The sequence below is a fragment of the Burkholderia sp. GW821-FHT14F03 genome, from assembly GCF_058803765.1.
The window spans coordinates 33,257-58,657 of record NZ_JBXAPG010000041.1 but is presented as its reverse complement, the minus strand read 5'-3'; the positions used below and the strand labels follow the sequence as shown (position 1 = coordinate 58,657).

The following is a 25,401-nucleotide window of genomic DNA, read 5'->3' as shown; positions in this document are numbered from 1 at the left end:
GCGCGCGGCGCGTATGCGTCAGCGCCCGAGGCCTTCCGCCGCGAGCGCGTCGCGCACCGTCGGGCGCTCGGCGATCCGCGCCATGAACGCGAGCAGATGCGGATACGGCGCGAGCGGAATCCGCAGGACATTCGACCAGTTCGCGATCGTGTCGCGGTGCGCGCGACGCGCCGCGCGCCGGAACACCTGATCGGCCGCGCGGTCGGCGCGCTGCGGATCGCGGTGTTCGCGCCGGCCGCGCAGGCGGCGCGGCTGCGCGACCCCGCCGCCCGGCGCGAATGCGACTGGGCGGCGCCCGACCTGGCGCTGTCGCATCAGCCCTCGGTGGCCTGGCGTCGCCGCCGCCATCCCGAGATCGAGCCGCGCTACCGGGTGAACTGCGTGATGTCGGTATGCGAACTGGTGGAGGCGGGGCTCGCGATGGGCGTGCTGCCGGTCTTCCTCGCGCGCGGCCGGCCCGGGTTGGCCCAGGTGAGCCCGCGGCTCGACGAGGACGAATCGCAGCTGTGGTGTGGGTGCTCGCGCATCCCGATGCGCGGCATCTGCCGCGTGTGTCGGCGGTGTACGCGCATCTGGCCGACGCGCTGGCCGAGGCGGGCGGCGCGGCCGATTGACGCCGCCCGCTTGCGCGCGTGCGACACGGATTTGCGGAATCGGCCGAGCCGGGCCGGCGACCGTTGCGCGCACTGCAACAGGCGGACCGAAGCGGCGCTCGACCGGAACGGCGGGCGCGGGGCGGTACAATCGCGGGTTCGCGGCTGTTGCGCCGCATCACGAGGAGCCCGGCCATTTGTCCGGGAATACCGGCGCTGCAAAGATGCGCCGGACCGATTGTTGATCGAACCTGTTCCATCGTACGAGGAGAACCCCCTGATGAAGTTGAACTGGCGAAAGATGGCCGCGCATGCGGTGGTGACGGCCACGGCGCTGGCGGCGGGCAGTGCGTTTGCCGCCGACCTGAAGGAAGTGCGTTTCGGCGTCGAGGCGTCGTATGCCCCCTTCGAATACAAGACGCCCGACGGCAAGCTCGCCGGTTTTGACATCGACGTCGGCAACGCGGTGTGCGCGAAGCTGAAGGTCAAGTGCGTGTGGGTGGAGAATGCATTCGACGGGCTGATCCCGGCATTGCAGGCGCGCAAGTTCGACGCGATCAACTCGGACATGACGATCACCGAGCAGCGTCGCAAGGCGATCGACTTCACGGATCCGATCTATACGATCCCGAACCAACTGATCGCGAAGGCGGGCAGCGCGCTGCTGCCGACGCCGGCCTCGCTGAAGGGCAAGCGGGTGGGCGTGCTGCAGGGCACGATCCAGGAAGCGTACGCGAAGAAGCGCTGGGCGCCGGCGGGCGTGGAAGTGGTGCCCTACCAGACCCAGGATCTGGCGTATGAAGACCTGAAGTCGGGCCGGCTCGACGCGACCTTCCAGGATTCCGAGGCAGGCGCGAAGGGCTTCCTGAGCAAGCCGCAGGGCGCGGGCTTCGCGTTCGCGGGCGGCCACGTGTCGGATACCGAGATCCTCGGCATCGGCGTGGGCTACGGCCTGCGCAAGGGCGATGCGCAGCTGAAGACCGCGCTGAACCAGGCGCTGAAGGATCTGAAGGCCGACGGCACGATCGACGGCCTGGCGAAGCAGTACTTCAGCGTGCCCGTCACGCTGAAGTGATCCGCGCGCGGCCCGGGGCCGCGCAACGATCGAGCAACCGGCCGCTTATGCGGCCGGTTTTGTTTTGGAGGATCAAACGCGCGCGGATTCGCGAGCGACAGGCGTCAATTTGCCGGTGTATCATCACCCGCTTAATTATTGAGATAAGAATGGCGGACGACGAGAGCCGCAGCGGCCGGAAATCAGCCTACGAGAAATCTGCAACCGGGGAACAGAGATGGAGAACAGGACCGTGCCGGGGCTAGGCGCCGAGGACGGAGCGGGGGACGAGGGGACGGATGCGCCGGAGGCGTTGGCCTTGCTGGTGAGCCGGCAGCCGCTGGTGGATCGCGACGGATTGTTGAACGGATTTGCGCTGCGGGTGCGAGAGGATCTCGGCGAGTGGCCGGAGGCGCTGGTGGCGGGGATCCGTGAAGCGGGCGTGCGGGCGTCGCTGGGCGGGCACAAGGCGCTGCTCGCGGCGACCCGGCCGTTGCTGTTCGCGGACGCGATGCAGGCGTTGACGCCCGAGCGTTATACGTTCGAGTTGTCGGCGCAGATGGAGATCGACGGTGATTTGATTGCGCGGCTGGTGGCGTTGCATCGGCGGCGATACCGGTTCGTGCTGGACGGGGTGGCCGAGCCGGGCCCGGGGTTTGCGCAATTGCTGCCGTATGTGGAGGCGGTGAAGCTGGATCTGGAGCGGATCGCGGGGCCGATGCTGCGCAAGCTGGTGGACGCGATGAAGGCGGCGGGCAAGCGCCTGATCGCGACGAACGTGGAGACGCCGGAGCGGCAGGAGCAGGCGAAGGCGCTCGGTTTCGTGCAGTTCCAGGGCTACTGTTTCGCGCATCGGCATGTGAGCCCGTCGCGGCGGGTGAGTGCGCCTCGGCATGCGTTGCTGAACCTGATGCAGCTGTTGGCGACCGATCCGAACGTCGCGCAGCTCGAAGTCGAGTTGAAGCTGAACCCGGTGCTGGTGATGCATTTGATGCGGCTGGCGAATACCGGGGAAGCGGGGATCGGGCGTCAGGCGACGACCTTGCGCGAGGCGATTGCGGCGACCGGGACCAACCGGATTGCGCGCTGGACGCAGATCCTGCTGTATGCGGATGGGCGCAAGGTCGCGCTGGAGAATGATCCGCTGGTGCAGTTGGCGGCGACGCGGGCGCGGTTCATGGAACTGGCGGCGATGGCGTTGCCGGACGCGGACCGGCGGACCGTGGAGGCGGCGTTTCTGGTGGGGGCGTTGTCGTTGATCGATGCGGTGTTTGGGGATCCGATCGCGGTGACGCTCGATGATCTGACCGTGTCGCCGACGGTGCGCGCGGCGATCTTGTCCCGGGACGGGGCGCTGGGCGCGCTGCTCGACGTGATCGTCGGGATCGAGCGCGCCGATTGGGCGGCGGTCGAGGTGGGGTGCGGGAGGCTCGTGGGCTTCTCCTCCGCCGAGGCGGGCAAGGTCGCGCTCAAGGCTGCCGCCTGGGCCGCCAGTGCGGATTACACGCTCGATGCGGTGGGGTTGGGGCGGTTCCAGAACTGAGCGGAATTGGGCTGGATGTGATGCACCCGGTCAGCAGGCGCCCGCTGCGTGGATTCGGCGGAGGATCGTTCAGCCCGCAGGCGAAGACGATCCGGGCGGGTTGCGGGAAGCACGGCTTCGAGTGCGACGGCCTGCTTTTCCCGCTTCCGGGTGGCGCCGCAGCCGCCTGCGACGTGTTGACCCAGGGATACCGAAGGCGTGCACGGGAGACCGGCGTTGCCGGTCTCCCGATACATGCGTACTCGCCGCCATCGCATCGGTATCCGCGCGCCATCGCCTCATGGGGGTTGAAGCGATATCCATGAATCACCGAGAGGACAGGCGCGAGCAGCGTGACGCTTCTCGGCGACGGCGAGACGAATGTGGTCGGCTCGAACGTCCCGGGCCGCACGTGATCGCACGACCTTTCCGCCAGCTGCCGGCGCACGCTCCGGGCAACTTGCGGGCCCATCGACCACGGGCGCCTAGCCTCCGTAAATATCGAAATCGAAGTACTTCTTTTCGAGACTCTTGTAGGTGCCGTCTTTGAGCATGTCGGCGATCGCCTTATTGATCTTTACCCGCAGATCGACGTCCTCCTTGCGCAGGCCGATGCCGGTGCCGCTGCCGAGGATCTTCTCGTCGACGAGTTCCGCCCCGACGAGCTGGAAGCCGGCGCCGCGCGGCGTTTTCAGGAACGCAATATCGGCTTGGACCTCATCCTGCAACGCACCGTCCAATCGGCCCGAAAGCAGATCGGTATAGACCTGGTCCTGATTCTGGTAGGACATGACCTTCACGCCCTTCGGCTCCCAGTAGGTCTTCGCGTAGGTTTCCTCGGTCGAGCCCTGCTCGACGCCGACCACCTTGCCGGCCAGCGACTCCGGTGTCGGAAGCAGCCCTGAGCCCTTCTTCGCGACAAGGCGCCTCGGCTCCTTATAAAGCCTGTCGGAGAAGTCGATCTGTTCGGCGCGCTTCGGCGTAATCGACATGGACGACAGCACGCCGTCGAATTTCTTTGCCTTCAGTGCGGGAATCATCCCGTCGAAGTCATTCTCGACCCACACGCATTTTGCCTTGAGGCGCGCGCAGATCTGGTTGCCGAGATCGATGTCGAAGCCGACCAGGCCGCCGTCGGCGCGCTTCGATGCGAACGGCGCATAGCTGGCATCCACGCCAAACCGGACGACTGTCCAATCTTTCGCATAGACAGTCGTGGAACTGGCCACGATAGCAAGGTACAGGGCAAGCTTTTTCATAAATTCTCCATGGATTGACTTCGCGATATCGAATGCGTCAAGCGGTAGGCACGAAGGGGGTAAATGAAACGGGATTGGCTGGATGATTCAATATGAAGCAGTCCTCGGAGCGTTCACTCCGTGTAGCTGGGGAGCGTGGTTTGATGTCGATGCGGCAAGTGGTATGTCATGACCCAGTCCTTCGCGGCCTGCAAGTCAGGGGCGAAGAAACGATCCTCGTCGTAAGCGGGCACGCGAGCGCGGATCTCGTCGATTGCCGCTTCGATGTTTTCCGCCGAGCGCAGCGGTCGGCGGAATTCGACACCCTGCGCGGCCGCCAGCGCTTCGATCGCAACCACCCCGGCCGTGTTGTCGACCATCGTCGCCAGCCGCCGGCCGGCGAAGGTTGCCATCGAGACGTGATCTTCCTGATTGGCGGAAGTCGGGAGGCTGTCGACGCTCGCCGGATGGGCCAATGACTTGTTTTCGGACGCGAGCGCTGCCGCGGTGACTTGCGCGATCATGAATCCGGAATTCAGGCCGCTCTCCTTGACGAGAAACGCGGGCAGTCCGCTCAAGTGGGTGTCGAGAAGCAACGCGATGCGTCGCTCCGAAATCGCGCCGATTTCCGCGATCGCAATCGCCAGCGCGTCCGACGCAAAGGCCACCGGCTCGGCGTGGAAATTGCCGCCCGACAGGATGTCGCCCTCGTTGGAGAAAATCAGTGGATTGTCCGAGGCCGCGTTCGATTCAACACGCAACACCTCGGCCGCGTTGCGGATCTGCTGGAGGCACGCGCCCATCACCTGAGGCTGACAACGAATGGAATAGGGGTCCTGAACGCGCCCGCAATCGGCGTGCGAATCAAGGATGGCGCTGCCGTCGAGCATGTCGGCGTAGATAGCCGCCACGTCGATTTGACCTTGCTGTCCGCGTGCTGCATGAATCCGCGCGTCGAACGGCACCTTGGAGCCCATGATGGCCTCCAGCGACAGCGAGCCTGTCGTGACGGCGGCGGCGAATACGCGCTCGGCGCCGAACAGGCCGACGAGGCCGAGCGCCGTCGACACTTGCGTGCCGTTGAGCAGCGCCAGACCTTCCTTGGGCCCGAGTTCCAGCGGCGCGACGCCGGCGAGTTCGAGTGCGTCGAGCGCGCTCATCTCGGTTCCGCGATAGTTCACGCGCCCCACGCCGATGAGCGCGGCGGCCAGGTGGGCCAGCGGGGCGAGGTCGCCCGACGCCCCGACCGACCCCTTCGAAGGAATGCGCGGATAAAACCCGTGGTTCGCGAGTTGGACGATGCGCTCGATGACGACGGGACGGACACCCGAGTAGCCGCGGGCGAGGCTCACGGCCTTGAGCGCCATGATCAGACGAACGGTCTTGTCGTCGAGGCATTCGCCGGTTCCGACGCTGTGAGAGAGCACCAGGTTTTCCTGGAGTTGCTTCAGCTTGTCGGTCGGAATGATCGTATGGGCGAGCTTGCCGAAACCGGTATTGATGCCGTAAGCCGTCTTGCCTTCGCTGATCAGCGTGGCGACGACATCCTGAGCGCGCGCGACGCCTGCCAAGGCCGCCGGATCGATCAGGAACGGCGAGCCCTGCTCATGGATCGAGCGCAACTGGCGCAGCGTCACAGTGCCGGGGGTCAAAATGTGTTGGGCAGTCTTGTCCATGGTCTCGTGATAGATGGGTGAGGGTTGACGCGTCGCGCGGGCCGTCCTGTGAGTCGGGCAGGGGAGATAACCGGGTTTTTCCGATCGTTCAGAGGGTCAGCAGCGCGGAAATGAGTTTCTCGTTTTCTTTTCTGCTTCTAAGGGAAACGCGCAGCGTTGCCGTTTCCTGCAAACCGTCGAATGAAGTGGCGTCCGCAACGACGATTCCCTTGCGCGCGATTTTCGCCGCGGCTTGCGCGGAAGATTGTGATTGCAATTCGAGCAGCATCATATTGCCGTGCGATCCAAGCACGCCGATATCCAATTTTTGGCTGATTCTTTCGCGGAAGTAATTGCTTTCCTCCAGAAAGGTGCGGTCGCATCTTGCTATGAATTCCTCGTCTTCAAGCGCGGCAACCGCCGCGGCGGCAGCCGGGCGCGATACATTAAACGGCGGACGCGTCATCTCGGCGGTATCGATGAGTTTTTCAGCGGCCACGACAAAGCCGACACGCATTCCCGCCAAGCCGAAGAACTTGGAAAAGGTCCGCATGACGGCGATGTTGTTCAATTTGTCCGGCAATCTGAGGCACCCTTCCTTTTTGGGATTGATTAATGCCTCATCCGCGATGAAAATCGTTTGAGGAAAGGATCGGGCCATTTCCTCGATAACGCCGATGTCGATCAACTCCCCCGTCGGATTGTTTGGCGAGCAGATGAAAGCCATCGAGATTCGGTTGCTTCGCAAGGCTTCGGTATAGCGATCGGCATCGAACCGCTGGTTCGCTCCGCCCTTTACACCAATGACCTCGCAACCGTGCAATTGCGCCTCGAGGGCGTAGCGGGGGAAGGTTGGCAAATGGATGAGGATCGTGTCCCCGGGCGCGGTCCAGGCATGTATCAGCAATTTGATCACGTCATCGAGGCCGGCGCCAAAGAGAAACTTCCCTTTGGCATGCCGATATTTATTCGAAAGAGCGGCGCGCAATGCCGACAAGTTGATGTCCGGGTAAAAATTTGCGTTTCCCATCGCCTCGCGCGCAGCCGTGATAGCCGCCGGCGAGCAGCCGAGCGGGTTAACATTGAGCGAGAAATCGATCATGCTGGATTGACTCAGACCATATCGATTCGCCAGAAGCTCGAGCGATGTTTCCTGCTCGTACAGGCGCGGTGATTTGGAATTTGGATGATTTTCGTTCATGTCGATCAAGTATTCGTGGATTGCGCCGAGCACCCGCCGATTCGATGCGGGTTGCTCCCTGTTTGGTAATGATTTATCGATTCGATAATGGGTTCCTGCTCGGAATAACTTCGAGGCCGTTATTTCAATCCGGAAAATCAGCCATGCGAAATGATTGGTCGATTCATGTGGCGTTTATGTTGCGTTGCGCTGCTCATGAACAAGGATCAATGTGTTTCTGAAGCCCGCGCCATGAGCGATCTCTACCCGGCAGCCCGTTGTCGGTAGGTGGTGTTCGAACAGTCGCTTCGCGTCTTTCGAATCAGGCGATTGGCACGATCATCCGTCGTGATCGCGCCTGACGGGCGCCCGGCAATGGCGAGCCCTCATGCCTTGCTCGCCCGCAAGACAGGAGCCGCGTCCCGGTGTGTGCGCGGCTCGGGTTCGCCCCCCTTGATGCATCGAGCCGCACGGTCGCGTGCCTGTTAGTTTGCATAATGGATCGGGGGTGCCAAGCAATCCTCCACGATGCGTCTCCTGATCGACTCCGTGCTATATCCGACGAACCTATCGTAGACTACGCGAGGTGATCAAAATAGCGAATTGTTCTAATCGAGGCATTAGGCTGACTTATGAAGCTGACTCTGGACTCTTCCTTTCTCGGCGCGCTGCGATGCTTCGAAATGGCCGGTCGCCACTTGAGCTTCACCAAGGCCGCAGCGGCGCTGAATCTCACGCAAAGCGCGATCAGCCAGCAGATTCGCAACCTCGAGGAAAGGCTGGGATATCCGCTTTTCAAGCGTCAGGGAAGAGGGCTCGTGCTCACCGAGAAAGGTGTGCAGCTCTACGAAACGACGTCGGAGGCGTTCGCGGAAATCAGCCGCACCGTGCATCGCCTCAGCCTGTCGGGTACCCCGCTCAAGGTGAATTGCCTGCCGTCGTTCGCATTGCAGTGGCTGATGCCGCGGCTGGTCGAGTTCCATCGGGATCAGCCGGATATTTCGGTGCGCCTGCAGGCCGAGTTTCACCCCCTGGACCGGCACCTGATGATGGAGAACGACATCGACGTTGCGATTCGGTATAACCCGGACAGCCATCGGCAGGCGTCGGAGGAGGCGATCCTGGATGAATACCTGGTGGCGGTGGCGACGCCCGATTACGTCGCGGCCCATCCTTCATTGGCGGCCGGCGAGCTATCCGACGATCTCACGTTCCTGCATGATGCGGAGCCGTGGGTGGGCGCCCCGGAATACATCGAGTGGCGAGCTTGGGCGACGGCTTGTTTCCCGGATTGGTCCGAGCGCGGGGCCGGTCCGCAATTCAACTTGTCGAGCCTGGCGATTTCGGCCGGGCTGAATCATCAGGGTATCGTCCTGAGCCGCACCGTATTGATTCAGGAAGAACTCCGGAGCGGACGGCTCGTGAAGGCATTCGAGCACACGGCTCGCGCACCGGCGCGCTATGTGCTGTTGTGCCAGGAGCCGAACGAGCCGCGTACCGCTGCGTTTTCAACCTGGCTGAAGGAGGAGTGCAGGCGCTTTGCGCTGGCCCGACGCGATATGCTCGGGCCCTGCTGATCGGCCGCGTCGAGGTCGACAAGAGGCGGCCATGCTCGTTCGATGTCCCGCCGCCGAGGGGCGGCCCGGATGCGTGACGTTTTCGCCAACCTCGACTTAACGTCACGATCTGATTGCGATATTCAGCGTCGTCGTCCGCCTTGCGGCGTCGAGGCGACGCGCGAAACGTCAGCGGACCTCGTCCATCGCCCCGCGAAAGAACCGTCCCAATTCCCGCCCAAGCTCGTTGAGCACGGCCATCTCCTGCTGGGAGATCTTGCGCGCCGCCTGCCCCCCGGTCCAATCGGCATAGAGCAGGGCGACGGCCTGCTGCTCGACGAGCACCGGCAACAGCACGAACGACCGGGCGTCGTCGAACGCCTCCCGATACCACCCGGGCAAACGCTTCAGCATCTTGGGATCCTGGGCGTGCTCGATGAAGATCCCGACCGTATTGCTGATCGCGAGATGAAACACGTCGGGCTCGAACGCCTCGTGAAACGCCAGCCGTCCGAGCACCGCGTCGACATCCGCGCCGAACCCGAGCCGCGCGGCGAACACCCCATCCTCCCGCCGCACGAACATCACGGTGCGCGTAAACGCGAGCCCCGCGAGCACACTCTCCGACGCCAGCGCCAGCACCGGCCCCAGCACGTGCTCCGACGGCAGCGCCCGCAAATCCGCCAGCCCCGCCTCCAGGCGCGCCTCGGGATTCGGCGCCGCCCGCGCGATCGCATCCGCATTCGCCCGCAACTCGACGATCTCCCGCATCATCGTGTCGCTCGCCTCTTCATCCGCCAGCGAGGCCGCCATCTCCTCCAGCCGCTCCGGCTCCAAGTTCAGCACGTCGCCGAACCGATGCGCCAACGCGGCGATCCGCGCGTCCCGCTGCGCGCCCGCCGGCGCCGTCAGCGCCGCGGCCATGTCGGTCGAGCAATGGCTCACCGCCCGCAGCCAGCGCACGTCCGGCGACACCTCTTCGTCCGCGTCGTAGTGCGTCATCCCCGAGCGGATCAGCTCGGGCAGCCGCCAGCGCGCCGCGGCCTCCAGCCCGATCTCCTCGAATCCCACCCCCAGCACCTCCTGGCACGCGGTCTCGTCGTCGCCGTCCAATTCCGCCGCGCGGCGCTGGATCGCGTCCCATTCGCCGTCGAGATAGCACACCACCAGCAGCTTGCCCACCTGGCGCATCAGCGTGCAGACCACCGCCTCCTCGCCCGCCCGCAAGTCCGTCTGCGCCGTCAGCTTGCGCGCCACGCACCCCGACAGCAGGGCGCGGTTCAACTCCAGCTTCGCCTCGATCCGCCGCGGGGCGCTGTGGTGAAAGTGGTCGACGAGCTTCAGCCCCACCACCAGATGACCGACGGCATCCATGCCCAGCACCATCAGCGCCCGCGTCACGGTCGTGATGTTGCCGCCAAAGGCCATGTACATCGCGGAATTGGCCAGCCGCAATACCTTCTGCGTCAACGCGAAATCGGACAGCACGACCCGCACCAGCGCCGTGAAATCCAGATCGTCGTTCTTCATGGCGGCCATCGTCGCGCGCAATGACTCCGACAACAGCGGGAAATCGCCTCGTTCGTTCATCCGCGCCCAAAGCTTGTCGAGCAATGCTGTCTTGGGCATGTGTTCGGTGATAGACATTCGTATCTGTGTGTGTATTGGCCGGCCGGACCCTGTCGTCACGCCGCTTCGTGCAGGCGCAGCTCCCGTGCCTCGAAGCGCTGCGCCAATTCCTCGGACGGCAGCGCCTGGCAAACGAGCCAGCCTTGTATGTGGTTGCAGCCCATTTCGGTCAACAGCACCCGCTGCGCTTCGGTCTCCACGCCCTCGGCGACCAGTTCCAGCTCCAGCGTCTGCGCGATGCCGACGACAGCCGACACGATCGCGCGGTCATTGCGCGACGTCAACAGGTTCTCGACGAAACTCCGGTCGATCTTCAATTTCGCGAGCGGGAAGCGCTGCAGGTACGCCAGGCTCGAATAGCCCGTGCCGAAATCGTCGACCGCGAAACGAATCCCCAGGTCGGTGACTTCTTCGAGCAGCGCCTTCGCATGCGACGGGTCGTGCATCAGCAGGCTCTCGGTGATCTCCAGCACGATCCGTTTCGGGTCGATGCCCGTCAGCGCAATCGCGTCCCGCACGCTCTGCGTGAAGCGCGGATCCCGGAACTGCTGCGGCGACACGTTCACCGCCACGTACTGCAACGCAATCCCCTGGCGGTCCCACGACACCAGCTGCATGCACGCCGCCTTCAACACCCAGTTGCCCAGGTAGTTGATCAGCCCGATCGATTCCGCGAGCGGGATGAAGGTCGCCGGCGGCACCAGGCCGTGCACCGGATGGTGCCAGCGGATCAGCGCCTCCACCCCGACCACGCCGCCCGTGCGGCTCTTCGTGATCGGCTGGAAGTGCAGCGAGAACTCGCCGTTGCGCACCCCGTCGTACAGGTCCGCCTCCAGCTTCAGCCGCTCCGCATCCGCCGGATCGTCGGCCGGCAGGTGGAACGCCAGCGCATTGCCGCCCGACGCTTTCGCCTGCGCGAGCGCATGGTCCGCGCGCCGCAGGAGCGGGCTGTGGTGCTGCGCGTGCTTCGACGCGCTGCGCTCTTCCGGGTACAGCGCGATCCCGATGCTCGCCGACAGATGCACGGGCTGCCCCTCGTACGCATACGGCTGCTGGATCGCGGTCTGCAACCGGCGCGCCAGCGATTCGGCCGTGTCGGCCGCGCGCGTCCGTGTCGGCGCGGTGAACACCACCGCGAACTTGTCGCTCGCCACCCGCGCCAGCCGTTCGCCCGGCGCGATCATCCCCTGCAGGCGCTGCGCGGTGTCGCGCAGCAGGGTGTCGCCCGCGTCGTAGCCCAGCGCGCGGTTGATCCGCTGGTAGTCGTCGAGATCGAGCAGCAGCAGCGCCGCGCACGTGCCATGCTCGTCCGCGATCCGCTGCGCCTGCATCAGCGCCGGAATCAGCGCCGACAGATTGTCGAGCCCCGTCATCGGGTCGTGATGCAGCTCGTAGGTCAGCCGCGCCTCGATCGCGCGCCACGACGACACGTCGAATGCCGCGATCGCATAGCCCTCGATGCCGTGGTGGCGGCTGCGCACCGCCCGCAACTCGACGTCGAGCGGGTAGGTCAGCGACTTGACGATGCACATCGTCGCCTTCTCGACCGCGCCGCTGTGCGACGCGCGCGCAAGCAGCGCTTCCAGCGTCGCGGTATCCTGATCGGGAATCAGGTCGCGCAGCGTCAGCGTGCGCAGGTAATCACGGTGGTAACCAATGAAGCGCAGGCTCGCATCCGACACATACAGAAAGCGCAGGTCGCGGTCGACATGCGCGAGAAAATCGACCGCGCCCACGGTCTGCTCCAGCCAGTTGCGAACCGTATCGTCGTCGCGCGGCGCGCCGGAGCCGGCGCGCGCCGGCATCAGCGCGCCGCCTGACCAGGCGAGGCGGCGGAGCGTGTGAAGGGCGGTGCGCCAGGAGCCCTTGCGGGGCATCTTGTTCCTGTTGGCTTCCATGTTTCTCGCTGGCGTGAAAAGGCTGGAACCGGTTGTCCGGATGCAATAACGGCGCTTTGGGCCGATTCTTTAGCGTTGAGAATGAAAGCGGTGCCCGAATGACTCGGGCGTTCGGGATGCGAACGTGATCGGCTCGCGGGTCGAGCCTGACTTTATTAGAAATGAGGACGCAGATGAAGCGAAAACTTGCAATGATCGTCGCGGCAACCTTGATCGCGGGCCACGCGCTGACGGCCCAGGCCGTGCTGAAGACGGGCGACGCCGCGCCCGATTTCAGCACCGAGGCATCGCTGGGCGGTAAGACTTACACGTATGCGCTCGCCGATGCGCTGAAGCAGGGGCCGGTGGTGCTGTATTTTTATCCGGCCGCGTTCACCAAGGGCTGCACGATCGAAGCGCACGCGTTCGCGGAAGCGGTCGATTCGTACAAGCAATACGGCGCGACGGTGATCGGCGTTTCGGCTGACGATATCGGCACGCTCACGAAGTTCTCGGTCAGCGAGTGCCGCAGCAAGTTCCCGGTCGCGGCGGACCCGGATGCGAAGATCATCCGTGCGTACGACGCGAAGCTGCCGATGGTCGACAAGGCGAACCGGGTGTCCTACGTGATCGCGCCGGACGGGAAGATCCTGTATGAGTACACGAGCATGTCGCCGGACAAGCACGTCGAGAACACGCTGGCGGCCGTGAAGGCCTGGGCCGCGGCCCATCGCCAGTAAGCGGGGCGGGCGGCGGCGCGCGCCGCCGCCGGGTCAGGCGCGCAGCGCCTGTTCGATCGGCACGGTGCCGCCGACGAAGCCGATCGTCTTGCGCGAGATGCCGAGCTTGATCGCCTCGATCGCCGCCCAGGCCACGTCCTGTCGCGCCACCGGCACCGGATCGTCCGGCCGCGCTTCCGCGAGCGCGATCTTGCCCACGCCCGGGCCGTCCGACAAGGGCCCCGGCCGCAGGATCACGTAGTCGACGCCGGAGGCGATCACGCGGTCGTCGCCCTCGCGCTTCATCTGCGCGTAGTGGCGCAGCGCTGCGTCCGTCCGTTCCGGGTGGTACGCGGACAGCGCGCTGATCACGACCAGCTTCTGCACGTTGTGCGCCTTCGCGTACTCGGCCGCGCGCGCCACGGCGTCGCGATCGATCTGCTCCTCCTCGGCGGGGCCTTCCGATTCGGCCGAGCCGGCCGCGTAGATCGCGTGGGTCACGCCCTGGAACGCCCCGGAGAAATCCCCGGTGAGATCGGCCACGATCACCTTCGCGCCGGGCAGCGCGTAATCGGGCTGGCGGACCAGCGCCGTCACCTCGAAATCCTGCTGCTTGAGCAGCAGGTCCGCGAGCGCGACGCCCGTGCGGCCGGTCGCGCCGATCAGCAATACCTTCATCGCCATGAAGCCACTCCTTGCCTTGGATACCCTGCGTTCAAACCGAGATGGGGGCGAACGGGCAGCCTACAAGTGTATGCCGAATCGGCGCGGCGTCGGTGACGCGCAGGGAAGATGGGTGGTGTGCGCCCCCGTCGCCGCGTCGGGCGACGGGGGCGGGCGCTTACTCGCTCGCGCCGGCCGGCGTGCCGGCGCCGTGGCGGCGCTCCCAGCGCAGCCGGATCCGGTCCATGTACAGGTACACGACGGGCGTCGTATAGAGGGTCAGCAACTGCGAGACGATCAGGCCGCCCGCGATCGCGATCCCGAGCGGCGCGCGCAGCTCGGCGCCGTCGCCGTTGCCGAACGCGAGCGGCAGCGCGCCGAGCAGCGCCGCCATGGTGGTCATCATGATCGGCCGGAAGCGCAGCAGGCACGCCTCGTGGATCGCGTCGAACGACGACTTGCCCTGTCGCGACGCGTCGATCGCGAAGTCGACCATCATGATCGCGTTCTTCTTCACGATCCCGATCAGCAGGATCACGCCGATCAGCGCGATGATGCTGAACTCGGTGCGGAACAGCAGCAGCCCGAGCAGCGCACCGACGCCCGCCGAGGGCAGCGTCGACAGGATCGTGACCGGGTGGATGTAGCTCTCGTACAGCACGCCGAGCACGATGTAGACCGCCGCGAGCGCCGCCAGGATCAGGATCGGCTGATCCTTCAGCGACTGCTGGAAGGCCTGCGCGGTGCCCTGGAAGCTGCCCGTGATGGTCGGCGGCATGCCGATCTCGGCCATGGTCTGATAGATCGTCTGGGTCGCGTCCGACAGCGACACGCCCGGCGGCAGGTTGAACGAGATCGTGGTCGCGACGAACAGCCCCTGGTGGTTGACCGCGAGCGGCGTCGTGCTCGGCCCGAAGGTCGCGATCGTGGACAGCGGCACCATGGTCGACTGCGAGGTCGACACCGCCGCGCCCGACGACGCGCTCGACTTGCCGCTCGCCGCGATCGAGTTGAGCGCCTGGTTGCGCGCGGAATCGGACGCGATCGCGGCGGCGCTGGTCGCGCTCGTGCCGGCCGCGCCCGCGCCGACGAAGGTGCCGGCCGCCGCGTTGGTGGTCTGCGAGCCGGTCGCGCTGCCGCCCGTCGTGCTGATGTAGATCTGGTTCAGCATCTCCGGGCTCTGCCAGTACTGCGGCGCGACCTCCATCACCACGTGGTACTGGTTGAGCGGGTTGTAGATCGTCGACACCTGGCGCTGGCCGAACGCGTCGTACAGCGTGTTGTCGATCTGCGCGGGCGTGATGCCGAGCCGCGCGGCGGTCGCGCGGTCGATCGTCACCATCGATTCGAGGCCGCCTTGCTGCTGGTCGGAATTGACGTCGGTCAGCTGCGGCTTCGACTGCAGCGCCTCGGTCAGGATCGGCCCCCACTTGTAGAGGTCCGCCGTCGAATCGCCGAGCAGCGTGAACTGATACTGCGCGTTGCTCTGCCGGCCGCCGACGCGGATGTCCTGCGCCGCCTGCAGGAAGGTGCGCGCGCCGGCGACGTCGGACAGGCGCGGGCGCAGCTGCTGGATCACCTGGTCGGCGGACAGCTTGCGCTCGCTCTTGTCCTTCAGCGACACGAACATGAAGCCCGAGTTGGTCTGCGCGCCGCCCGTGAAGCCCGCGACGCTCGCGACGTTCGGGTCCGCCTGCACGATCCGCATCATCTCGGAGAACTTGAGCTTCATCGCCTGGAACGACGTGGACTGGTCGGCCTGGATCCCGCCGATCAGGAGCCCGGTGTCCTGCTGCGGGAAGAAGCCCTTCGGCACCACGATGTACAGGCACACGTTCAGCACGATCGTCAGCAGGAGCGTGACGAGGATCGTCAGCGGATGGCGCAGCGCCCACGACAGCGTGCGCTCGTAGCCGCGCTGCAGCCCCTCGAACCTGCGTTCCAGCCACTGCGCGAGGCGGCCTTCGTCGCGCTTGTCGTGGGCTTCCGGCAGCAGGCGCGCGCACATCATCGGCGTGAGGGTCAGCGACACGATCAGCGACACGCCGATCGCGAGCGACAGCGTCAGCGCGAATTCGCGGAACAGCCGCCCGACGATGCCGCCCATCAGCAGGATCGGCAGGAACACGGCGACCAGCGACAGGCTGATCGACAGCACCGTGAAGCCCACCTCGCGCGCGCCGTCGAACGCGGCCTGCATGCGCGATTTGCCGTTCTCGATATGACGCGAGATGTTCTCGAGCACCACGATCGCGTCGTCGACCACGAAGCCCGTCGCGACGATCAGCGCCATCAGCGAGAGATTGTCGATCGAGAAGCCGAGCAGGTACATCGCGCCGAAGGTGCCGACGATCGAGATCGGCACCGCGATGCTCGGGATCAGCGTCGCGCGCCAGTTGCGCAGGAACAGGAACACCACCATCACGACCAGGCCGACCGCGATCAGCAGCGTGTGCTCGGTGTCGCGCAGCGACGCCCGGATCGTCTTCGAGCGGTCGAGCACCGGCGTCACCTGGATGTCGGCGGGCAGGGCGGCCGCGAGCTGCGGCAGCGCCTCGCGCACCCGGTCGATGGTCTCGATGATGTTCGCGCCCGGGGTGCGGTACAGGATCACGAGCACCGCGCGCTGGCCGTTCGCGAGGCCCAGGTTGCGCAGGTCCTCGACCGAGTCGACCACGCTCGACACGTCCGACAGGCTCACGGCCGAACTGTTGCGGTAGGCGACCACGAGGTCCTTGTACTGCGAGGCCTGCGACGCCTGGTCGTTGGTGTAGAGCTGGTAGTGGTTCGGGCCGTACTCGATCGCGCCCTTCGGGCTGTTCGCGTTGGCCGAGGCGAGCGCGGCGCGCACGTCTTCCAGGCCGATCCCGTAGTGGAACAGCGCGTGCGGCTCCAGTTCGATGCGCACCGCGGGGTTCGCCGAGCCGCTCACGCTGACCTGGCCGATCCCGTCGATCTGCGACAGCGACTGCTGCAGCACCGTCGAGGCCGCGTCGTACAGCTTCGCGGGCGAGGCGGTCTTCGAGGTCAGCGACACGATCATGATCGGCGAATCGGCGGGATTCACCTTGCGATAGGTCGGATTGCTCTTGAGGCTCGCGGGCAGGTCGGCGCGCGCCGCGTTGATGGCGGCCTGCACGTCGCGCGCGGCGCCGTCGATGTCGCGGTCGAGGCCGAACTGCAGCGTGATGCGCGCGTTGCCGACCGAGCTCGACGAGGTCATCTCGGTGACGTCGGCGATCGAGCCCAGGTGGCGCTCGAGCGGGCTCGTCACGCTGGTCGCGACGGTCTCCGGGCTCGCGCCCGGCAGCGAGGCCTGCACCGAGATGGTCGGGAAGTCGACCTGCGGCAGCGGCGAGACCGGCAGCTTGATGAACGCGAACAGCCCGGCGAGCGCGATCCCGAGCGCGAGCAGCGCGGTCGCGATGGGGCGGGTGATGAACGGACGCGACAGGTTCATTTACGCATCCGGATGGGCGCCGGCCGCGTTGCCGTCGCGGTGGAACAGCGCGCGCAGGCGGCGCGCGAGCGCGTCGAAGCCGAGATAGATCACGGGCGTCGTGAACAGCGTGAGCACCTGCGACACGATCAGGCCGCCCGCGATCGCGATCCCGAGCGGCTGGCGCAGCTCGGAGCCCGAGCCCGAGCCGACGATCAGCGGCACCGCGCCGAGCAGCGCCGCGAGCGTGGTCATCAGGATCGGCCGGAAGCGCAGCAGGCAGGCCTGGTAGATGGCATCGCGCGGCGACTTGCCCTCGACGCGCTCCGCCTCGAGCGCGAAGTCGATCATCATGATCGCGTTCTTCTTGACGATGCCGATCAGCAGCACGATGCCGATGATGCCGATGATGTCGAGGTCGTGGCCGGTGATCATCAGCGCGAGCAGCGCGCCGACGCCCGCCGAGGGCAGCGTCGACAGGATCGTGATCGGGTGGATGTAGCTCTCGTACAGCACGCCGAGCACGATGTACATCGTGATGATCGCGGCGAGGATCAGGAACAGCTGGTTCGACAGCGAGGCCTGGAACGCGAGCGCCGCGCCCTGGAAGCGGGTCTGGAACGAGCCGGGCAGGCCGATCTCCTTCTCGGCGGCCTCGATCGCCTTGACCGCCTCGCCGAGCGACGCGCCGGGCGCGAGATTGAACGAGATGGTGGTCGCCGGGAACTGGCTCAGGTGCGTGACGAGCAGCGGCGAGGGCCGCTCGTGGAAGGTCGCGATCGCCGCCAGCGGCACCTGGCCGCCGCCCGCCGCCGGCAGGTAGATGCCGTTCAGCGAGGTGGTGTAGTGCTGCATCTGCGGCTCGGATTCCAGGATCACGCGGTACTGGTTCGACTGCGTGAAGATGGTCGACACGATGCGCTGGCCGTAGGCGTCGTAGAGCGCGTTGTCGACCGTCGCGGGCGTGATGCCGAAGCGTGCGGCGGTCGCGCGGTCGATCTCGATGTAGACCGACTGGCCGTTCTGCTGGAGGTCGGTCGCGACGTCGGCGAGCGAGGGCTCCTTCTTCAGCCGGTCGACGAGCTTCGGCACCCAGGTCGCGAATTCGTCGGGATTCGGGTCGGTCAGCATGAACTGGTACTGGGTCGGGCTGACGGTCGAGTCGATCGTCAGATCCTGCACCGGCTGCATGTACAGCGAGATGCCGGGCAGGTGCGCGACCTGCTGCTGCAGCGTGCGGATGATCTCGCTCGCCGTCTCGCTGCGCGCGTCGCGCGCTTTCAGGTTGATCAGCATCCGGCCGCTGTTGAGCGTGATGTTCGCGCCGTCGACGCCGATGAACGAGGTCAGGCTCTCGACGTCGGGGTTCTTCAGGATCTCGGCCGCGAGCGCCTGCTGGCGCTCCGCCATCGCCTGATACGACACCGACTGCGGCGCCTGCGTGATCGCCTGGATCACGCCGGTGTCCTGCACCGGGAAGAAGCCCTTCGGGATCACCACGTAGAGCACGCCCGTCAGCACCAGCGTCAGCAGGGCGACGACGAGCGTCGCGCGCTGCCGGTTCAGCACCCATTCGAGCGCGACGCCGTAGCGCGCGATCACCTTGTCGATCAGCACGTGCACGCGGGTCTCGAAGCGGTGGCTTTCGAGCGGCGGGGTGTGGCGCAGCAGCTTCGCGCACATCATCGGCACGAGCGTGAGCGACACCACCGCCGAAATCACGATGGTCACCGCGAGGGTGATCGCGAACTCGTGGAAGAGGCGGCCCACCACGTCGCCCATGAACAGCAGCGGGATCAGCACGGCGATCAGCGACACCGTCAGCGAGATGATGGTGAAGCCGATCTGCCGCGAGCCCTTGAGCGCGGCCTCGAGCGGCGCCTCGCCTTCCTCGACGTAGCGCGCGATGTTCTCGATCATCACGATCGCGTCGTCGACCACGAAGCCGGTCGCGATGGTCAGCGCCATCAGCGACAGGTTGTTCAGCGAGAAGCCCGACAGGTACATCACCGCGAGCGTGCCGATCAGCGACAGCGGCACCGACAGGCTCGGGATGATGGTCGCGTAGAGGTTGGCGAGGAACAGGTACATCACGAGCACCACGAGCGCGACCGCGAGCGCCAGCTCGAACTGCACGTCGCGCACGGCGGCGCGGATCATCGTGGTGCGGTCGGTGACGATCTGCACGTCGAGCGAGGCGGGCAGCGCTTCCTGCAGCTTCGGCAGGATCGCCTTGATGCTGTCGACGGTCTGGATCACGTTCGCGCCGGGCTGGCGCTGCACGTTCAGGATGATCGCGGGCTCCGAGTCGACCCACGCGCCGAGCTTGGTGTTCTCCGAGCCGGCCACCACCTTGGCGACGTCGGTCAGCATCACGGGCCGGCCGCTCTTGTAGGCGACCACGGCGTTGTTGTACTGGTCGGCGCTCGTCAGCTGGTCGTTCGCGTTGATCGTGTACGCGCGGGTCGGGCCGTCGAAGTTGCCCTTCGGCGTGTTCACGTTGAGGTTCGAGATCGTCGTGCGCAGATCGTCGAGGTTCAGGCCGTACGAGGCGAGCGCGAGCGGGTTCGCCTGGATCCGCACCGCCGGCCGGTTGCCGCCCGACAGGCTCACGAGGCCGACGCCCGCGACCTGCGAGATCTTCATCGCGAGCCGGGTGTCGGCGAGATCCTGCACCTGGGTGAGCGGCAGCGTCTTCGAGGTGACGGCGAGCGTCAGCACCGGCGCGTCGGCCGGGTTCACCTTCGCGTAGATCGGCGGCGCGGGCAGGTCGGACGGCAGCAGGTTGCCGGCCGCGTTGATCGCGGCCTGCACTTCCTGCTCGGCGATGTCGAGCGGCAGGTCGAGGCTGAACTGCAGCGTGATCACCGAGGCGCCGGCCGAGCTTTGCGACGACATCTGGTTCAGCGACGGCATCTGGCCGAACTGGCGTTCGAGCGGGGCGGTCACCGACGAGGTCATCACCTCGGGGCTCGCGCCCGGGTAGAAGGTCTGGACCTGGATCGTCGGGTAGTCGACCTCGGGCAGCGCGGCGAGCGGCAGGAACCGCAGCGCGACGAGGCCGGCCAGCAGGATGGCCGCCATCAGCAATGCGGTGCCGACCGGGCGGAGAATGAAAAGACGGGACGGATTCATTGCTCAGGCGGCGCTCATTGCGATTGGGCTTGCGACGCGCCCTTCTTGTGATGGCCCGCGTGGCCGGCCGATGCGCCGCGCGCGCCGGACGCATGCTTGGGCCGCTCGGCCGGGATCATGATCGTCGAGCCTTCGCGCAGCCGGTCCGAGCCGTCCGTCACGACCCGCTCGCCGACGGCGAGCCCCGCCGCGATGCTGGTGCGCTCGCCGTCCACCGGGCCCGGCGTGACCTTGCGCACGGTGACCGTGTTGTCGGGCTTCACGACGTAGACGAACTGGCCGATCGAGCCCGTCAGCACCGCGGAGGTCGGCACGATCGTCGCGCCGCGCAGCGTGTCGACGAGCAGGCGCGTGTTCACGAACTGATTCGGGAACAGCATGTTGTCCGCGTTCGCGAAGCTCGCGCGCAGCTTGACCGTGCCCGTGGTGGTGTCGATCTGGTTGTCGAGCGTCGCGAGCGAGCCGGTCGCGAGCGCCGTGGTGTTGTTGCGGTTGTACGCGGTCACCGACAGCGCGTTGCCCGCGTTGACCTGCTTGAGGATCGACGGCAGGTTGTCTTCCGAGGTCGTGAAGATCACGCTCATCGGCTGCAGCTGGGTGATCACGACGATGCCGTTCGCGTCGGACGGCGTCACGTAGTTGCCCGGATCGACCTGGCGCAGGCCGACGCGGCCCGACACGGGCGCGGTGATGCGCGCGTAGGTCAGGTTCAGCTTGGCGGAATCGATCGCCGCCTGGTCGGTCTGCACGGTGCCTTCGTATTGCTTGACGAGCGAGGCCTGGGTGTCGGCCGTCTGGGTCGCGATCGAGTCCTGGGCGACCAGGGTCTGGTAGCGCTTGAGGTCGAGGCGGGCGGTCGCGAGCAGCGCCTGGTCGCGCGCGAGCGTGCCTTGCGCATTGGCGAGCGCGACCTGGTACGGGCGCGGGTCGATCTGCGCGAGCACGTCGCCCTTGTGCACCATCTGGCCTTCCTGGAACGCCACCGACTGCAGGTAGCCCGCCAGCTGGGTCTTGACGGTCACGTTCGCGAGCGGCGTGACGGTGCCGAGCGCGTTCAGCACGATCGGCATGTCGCCCTGGGTGGCGCTCGCGACCTGCACCGGCTGCGGCAGGCCCGCCAGCGCGCTGGGGCCGCCGCGCTTGCGGCCGCCGCCCTGGCTCGCCGCGTTGTCCGGCGCGCCGGTGCCGCGGCTCCACGGATGCCACCACAGCAGCCCCCCCGCCACGACGGCGGCGAGTACGCCAAAGGCGATCAGCTTGCGACGGGAGCGCGGGGTGTCCGTGGGACGGGGAGCGGCGGGTGATTGCTTTTGTTGATTGTCCATCGTTCGATTGGGCTGGCGGGCGCGCGGCGCGCGGAAGCGGCGCGGCCTCGTGGGCCGGCCTGCGCTGCGAAAAAGAGCGGGATGCGCCGCGGACGGGCGGCGCGAAGTTGCATGATGCTACGTCCCGCCGGCAGGTAGCGTCCAGCGATCCAATCTTTCATCGGGTTACGTGCGTTACAGATGGCTGTCAAGTGACATCGGGCTGGCGCGCGCGTCAGGTTGCGCGCGCCGTCCGGGGTGTTTCAGGCGTCGCCCGTGGCGGGCCACAGCGAGCCGCCGATCTCGCGCGTGATCTGCGTGATGCACGCGCGCAGCGCCGGCACGGCGGTCGACAGCAGCCATTCGGGCGGGCACTGGTGCGCGGCGCCGCCGCAATTGACCGCGTAGCGCTGCCCGGACGGGCCGACGAAGCCTGCCGCGATCGCGTTCAGGCCTTCGCGCCACTCGCCGAGCGCGAGCGCGTAGCCGTCCCGCGACGCCTCCTCGAGCGCCGGCGTGAGGCGGGCGACGACATGCGGCCAGTCGTCGCCCGCGGCGGCCTGCAGCGCGCCGATCAGGCCGCGCCGCTCGTCCGGTTCGAGCGCCGCGAGGTAGGCGCGCCCGACCGCGGTGCGCGCGATCTCCATGCGCGAGCCGATTTCGAGCCGGGTCACCAGCACGGCGGAGCGCGGCCGGATCACGTCGATCGCGACCATGTCGAGCCGGTCGCGCACCGCGAGGTGGACCGACAGCGAGGTGCGCTCGGCCAGCTCGGCGAGGAACGGCCGCGAGCGCGCGCGGATGTCGAAGTTGCGCAGGAAGCCGTTGCTCAACTCCAACACCGACGCGGTCAGCACGAAGCGTTCACTGTCGGGCAGCTGGAACAGGAAACCGGCGCTGACGAGCGTCGCGGTGATGCGGGAAACGGTCGGCTTCGGGATACCTGTTAATTCTGTCAGTTCCCGGTTGCTGACCGGGGCGTCGGCGGCGGCGATGCGCCGCAGGACCGAGAGCCCTCGGGCCAGCGCGGTGATTTCGTCGGGCGCGGCGTCGCGTTCCCGGGAATGGATCTGAGCGGTGGTCGGTGTCGGCACGGATTTCTCTCTTTTTTCCGAAACGTAATTTCAGATTATATAATTTGTATGATAAATGCGAGTGATGCGCGGATTTCCGGAACCATGCGCATCACATGCAACTATATCGTCTTGCCCTTGGTCTGTTAGGGAAATACTTAATCACGCAGTGCAGCAAATTAGACCGTACATCATAATTTTTCGCTTGACTTGTCCTGCGGAAAAGGAAAGAATGCGTTCAATTCCGAAACATCGTTTCGCTGTTTAGATGGAAACGACGTTTCATGCAGTCTCTCAGGTTCTAGCACGGCCCTCGGAATGGCTAGAACTTTTTTAGCGCCACGGTCTCCGTGGCGCTTTTTTTTTGCCTTTTTCGATCGATCCCGGGCGGCACGCGGAAAATTGCTATCCCAATATATGAGACAAAATAGCGATCTGAGATATCAGTCTGGCGGGGCTGGGGCGGGGCGGCGCGCAAAAAAAAAAGCGCGCGGCTCCGAGGAGCCACGCGCGCAAACCGGCGTGGAGCGCCGACGAATGAAACGTGATGAAGCGGGTGGGCGGGCTTAGCCCTTCTTGAGGCGGATCGCGGACGGCTCGGCCGTCAGGTAGCCGACGCTCGCACCGAAGCGGCTCCGGTAGTTGCCGTTGATGAGCGGATCGAGCACGGGCTTGACCTTGTCGTGCAGCGGGCTTTCCCAGTCGCCCGCGTGCTGGAAGTTGCTCATCACGTAAGTCCAGCCGTTGATCTCGTCCACCGCGTGCAGGCCGGTCGACTCGGCGCCCGCCGGGCACGACAGGACGCGCGCGAGGGTCTTCTGGTCGACGTGGTAGGCCCACAGGAAGTTGTTCACGTGCATCCCGGAGTCCTCGCCGATGAACAGCGTGCGCAGCTTTTCGGAGAACTTGAGGTTGTCCGGGTTGGCGATCCTGTCCGGGTGGGCGAGGTTGCCGAGCGTGTCGGCGGCCGCCAGATCCTCGCCGACCAGCGCGGCCGGCGCGCTCATGTCGACGGGCACCCAGTCGCTGTCGATCGCGCCGCCCGCGAGGTCGCGCTGACCGCCCTTGAGGTTCAGCGCGTAGACGGCGCCGGCGGCGATCTTGCGCTCGAGCGCGACGTCGCGCGACACCGCATTGCCCTTGACCATCGAGGTCTCGATGCGCGACATCGCCATGTAGACGACCTTGTCTTTCGCGTTGACGGTCGTGCCCTCGAGCTTCGTGAACGCCATGCTGCCGCCGACGAGCGCCGCGTAGCGGTGCGTTTCCAGGAACGCGGCCGCCTGCTCCATGCCCGGCTTCACGCGCACCCAGTTGAACTTGCCGCTGAAATGGATCTTCGTGAAGCTCGGATCCGCCGGATCGCTGGTCGCGACGTCGAGGATGTCGGACGCCTTCAGGCGGTTCGCGAGCGCCTCGATCCCGTCGCTCGTCGCGTGGCCGATGCGAATCCACGTGAGCGTCGCCGCGCCCGCGCCGGCCGCCGCGGTCTGGTTCCACTTGCCGACGTACAGCGTGCCCGCCGACAGGTCCGCCGGGCGGTCGGCCACGAACATGAAGAGGCCGCCGTTGGTCGCGTCGTCGCCCATCATCACGGTGCGCCGGTCCGGCATCACCTGGATCAGCTCGTGCGAAATCCGTCCGAGGCAGTAATGCTTCTTGATGCTGCCGGTGCCGTCCGGATTCACGGTGATCTCCGGCAGGTGGCCGTAGTGGTAGGGGTTGGCCGTCGTCTCGCTGCCGAAGGTGTTGAGGCTGAACGCCTTGAACTGCGCATCGGTCGCCGCGCGGGTCGCATCCGGTTCGTATTCCTCGCTCGACAGGTGGGTGTTCCACGGCGACAGGCTCGCGCCGCAGGTGATCCACAGGCCGTGCGCCGACGAGGTGTCGACGTTGTGATACTTGACCAGCGCGAGCGCGCCCGTGGCCGGATCCTGGTCGAGCGTCAGCACCGCGATCGGCGACGGCAGCTGGCCGTAGACCGACGTGCCTTTCTGGTCGCGCGTCGTGTATTCGAACTGCACGACCGCGAACACCGGGTTGCCCTTCACGCCGGCGACGCGCGCATTGGGCAGCGTCAGCAGCGAGCTGCCGTCGGGGCAGTCGGAAAAGAACTGGCGTTCCTTGCCCGCCACCGAGGTGTCGCGGATCGGCTGGTTGCGGATGTCGTAGTAGCCGCCCGCGAGGATCGCGCCGCCCCGGCCGTCCGGCACGAGGTCGCCCGTCATGAAGAACGGCCGGTAGGCGAGCTTGTACTGGCGCGTACTGCCGTCGGCGAACGACACGGACAGCGTCGAGCCGACCGTCGTCTGCGCCATCGCGGCCGGATTGTCGAGCGACGGCGCGGCCATCGACGCGAAGGTCGCCGCCGCGAACGCGGCGGGCGTCGGCGTGGGCGTCGCCGCGTCGTCGCCGCCGCAGCCGCTCAGCAGCGCGGGCAGCGCCAGCCCGCTCAACGGAAGCATCGGCGCGCCGGCCAGCAGTTTCAGGACGTGGCGGCGGGAAGAATCGGGCTGCGCGGGCATCGTGGGTTCCAGTATCGTGAGCGTGGGTGGGCGCCGGCCTCTATGAAAACGAAAGCAACAAGCAGGCTGTTTGAAAATTTGTTCGCAGTGTAGGGATGGAAGATGAAAGTTTTTTGAATTGATTCCGTATGATTCGACAATCGCCGCCGCTGTTTCTGGATCGAGCGCCGAATCGACCGACCGGCCGTGCTGAACTGGCCGTGCCGAGCTGGCCGCGCCGAGCTGGCCGTGCCGGACCC

General features: G+C 66.2%; 15 protein-coding genes and 2 pseudogenes. 4 read left to right on the top strand and 13 right to left on the bottom strand.

Translation table 11 applies throughout. The features are described from left to right. Positions 1–18 precede the first annotated feature (18 nt). A pseudogene (locus tag AC1RQF_RS24945) lies at positions 19–147 on the bottom strand (glutathione transferase GstA); the annotation flags it as partial. 726 nt (positions 148–873) lie between these two features. Between AC1RQF_RS24945 and AC1RQF_RS24940 the strand changes: the two are divergent. Together AC1RQF_RS24940 and AC1RQF_RS24935 are read left to right on the top strand one after the other, a co-directional pair. Then, a complete protein-coding gene (locus AC1RQF_RS24940; RefSeq protein WP_492873184.1) occupies positions 874–1,668 on the top strand; it encodes an ABC transporter substrate-binding protein in 795 nt (264 codons plus the stop codon). A 217-nt stretch (positions 1,669–1,885) separates the two neighbouring features. After that, positions 1,886–3,190 carry an EAL and HDOD domain-containing protein gene (locus AC1RQF_RS24935; protein ID WP_492873183.1) on the top strand — a complete coding sequence of 435 codons (1,305 nt, stop codon included), beginning with the start codon at positions 1,886–1,888 and terminating at the stop codon, positions 3,188–3,190. 44 nt (positions 3,191–3,234) lie between these two features. Here AC1RQF_RS24935 and AC1RQF_RS24930 read toward each other — a convergent pair. The 4 genes and pseudogenes from AC1RQF_RS24930 to AC1RQF_RS24915 all read right to left on the bottom strand — a co-directional run. Then, positions 3,235–3,447 (bottom strand): annotated as a pseudogene (locus tag AC1RQF_RS24930) (IS481 family transposase); the annotation flags it as partial. Positions 3,448–3,654: 207 nt separating this feature from the next. Further along, positions 3,655–4,428, bottom strand: a complete 774-nt coding sequence (locus tag AC1RQF_RS24925; RefSeq protein ID WP_274002170.1) for an ABC transporter substrate-binding protein — start codon at positions 4,426–4,428, stop codon at positions 3,655–3,657. A gap of 113 nt (positions 4,429–4,541) precedes the next feature. Next, positions 4,542–6,083 carry a histidine ammonia-lyase gene (gene hutH / locus AC1RQF_RS24920; RefSeq protein WP_274002172.1) on the bottom strand — a complete coding sequence of 514 codons (1,542 nt, stop codon included), beginning with the start codon at positions 6,081–6,083 and terminating at the stop codon, positions 4,542–4,544. Between the two features lie 88 nt (positions 6,084–6,171). Beyond that, the gene (locus tag AC1RQF_RS24915) at positions 6,172–7,263 is read right to left on the bottom strand and encodes a pyridoxal phosphate-dependent aminotransferase (protein ID WP_492873182.1); all 1,092 of its coding nucleotides are present in this window, start codon (positions 7,261–7,263) and stop codon (positions 6,172–6,174) included. 611 nt (positions 7,264–7,874) lie between these two features. On the opposite strand from AC1RQF_RS24915, the gene AC1RQF_RS24910 reads away from it, so the two are divergent. After that, a complete protein-coding gene (locus tag AC1RQF_RS24910; RefSeq protein WP_492873181.1) occupies positions 7,875–8,819 on the top strand; it encodes a LysR family transcriptional regulator in 945 nt (314 codons plus the stop codon). Positions 8,820–8,987: 168 nt separating this feature from the next. On the opposite strand, the gene AC1RQF_RS24905 is transcribed toward AC1RQF_RS24910, so the two are convergent. Both AC1RQF_RS24905 and cdpA read right to left on the bottom strand, forming a co-directional pair. Continuing rightward, positions 8,988–10,445 (bottom strand): HDOD domain-containing protein, encoded by a 1,458-nt coding sequence (locus tag AC1RQF_RS24905; RefSeq protein ID WP_274004262.1) that lies wholly within the window; start codon positions 10,443–10,445, stop codon positions 8,988–8,990. Positions 10,446–10,483: 38 nt separating this feature from the next. Next, positions 10,484–12,232: a cyclic di-GMP phosphodiesterase CdpA gene (gene cdpA / locus AC1RQF_RS24900; RefSeq protein WP_274004263.1), complete on the bottom strand. Its 1,749-nt coding sequence runs from the start codon at positions 12,230–12,232 to the stop codon at positions 10,484–10,486. 266 nt (positions 12,233–12,498) lie between these two features. On the opposite strand from cdpA, the gene AC1RQF_RS24895 reads away from it, so the two are divergent. Beyond that, positions 12,499–13,044, top strand: coding sequence for a peroxiredoxin (locus AC1RQF_RS24895; protein ID WP_492873180.1), 546 nt, complete (start codon positions 12,499–12,501; stop codon positions 13,042–13,044). A gap of 33 nt (positions 13,045–13,077) precedes the next feature. Here the strand turns inward: AC1RQF_RS24895 and AC1RQF_RS24890 are convergent, their stop codons facing one another. The 6 genes from AC1RQF_RS24890 to AC1RQF_RS24865 all read right to left on the bottom strand — a co-directional run bounded on the left by AC1RQF_RS24890 (position 13,078) and on the right by AC1RQF_RS24865 (position 25,162). Next, the gene (locus AC1RQF_RS24890; protein WP_274002179.1) at positions 13,078–13,707 is read right to left on the bottom strand and encodes an SDR family oxidoreductase; all 630 of its coding nucleotides are present in this window, start codon (positions 13,705–13,707) and stop codon (positions 13,078–13,080) included. Between the two features lie 157 nt (positions 13,708–13,864). Then, positions 13,865–17,146: an efflux RND transporter permease subunit gene (locus AC1RQF_RS24885; RefSeq protein WP_492873179.1), complete on the bottom strand. Its 3,282-nt coding sequence runs from the start codon at positions 17,144–17,146 to the stop codon at positions 13,865–13,867. Continuing rightward, on the bottom strand, positions 17,147–20,260 hold the full coding sequence (locus AC1RQF_RS24880; RefSeq protein WP_492873178.1) for an MdtB/MuxB family multidrug efflux RND transporter permease subunit: 3,114 nt from the start codon (positions 20,258–20,260) through the stop codon (positions 17,147–17,149). A 14-nt stretch (positions 20,261–20,274) separates the two neighbouring features. After that, entirely contained in the window at positions 20,275–21,585 is a 1,311-nt protein-coding gene (locus tag AC1RQF_RS24875; RefSeq protein ID WP_274002182.1) for an MdtA/MuxA family multidrug efflux RND transporter periplasmic adaptor subunit, read from the bottom strand. Positions 21,586–21,827: 242 nt separating this feature from the next. Continuing rightward, positions 21,828–22,658: an IclR family transcriptional regulator gene (locus tag AC1RQF_RS24870; protein ID WP_492873177.1), complete on the bottom strand. Its 831-nt coding sequence runs from the start codon at positions 22,656–22,658 to the stop codon at positions 21,828–21,830. 545 nt (positions 22,659–23,203) lie between these two features. Beyond that, positions 23,204–25,162 carry a PhoX family protein gene (locus tag AC1RQF_RS24865; RefSeq protein WP_492873176.1) on the bottom strand — a complete coding sequence of 653 codons (1,959 nt, stop codon included), beginning with the start codon at positions 25,160–25,162 and terminating at the stop codon, positions 23,204–23,206. Positions 25,163–25,401: the final 239 nt, after the last annotated feature.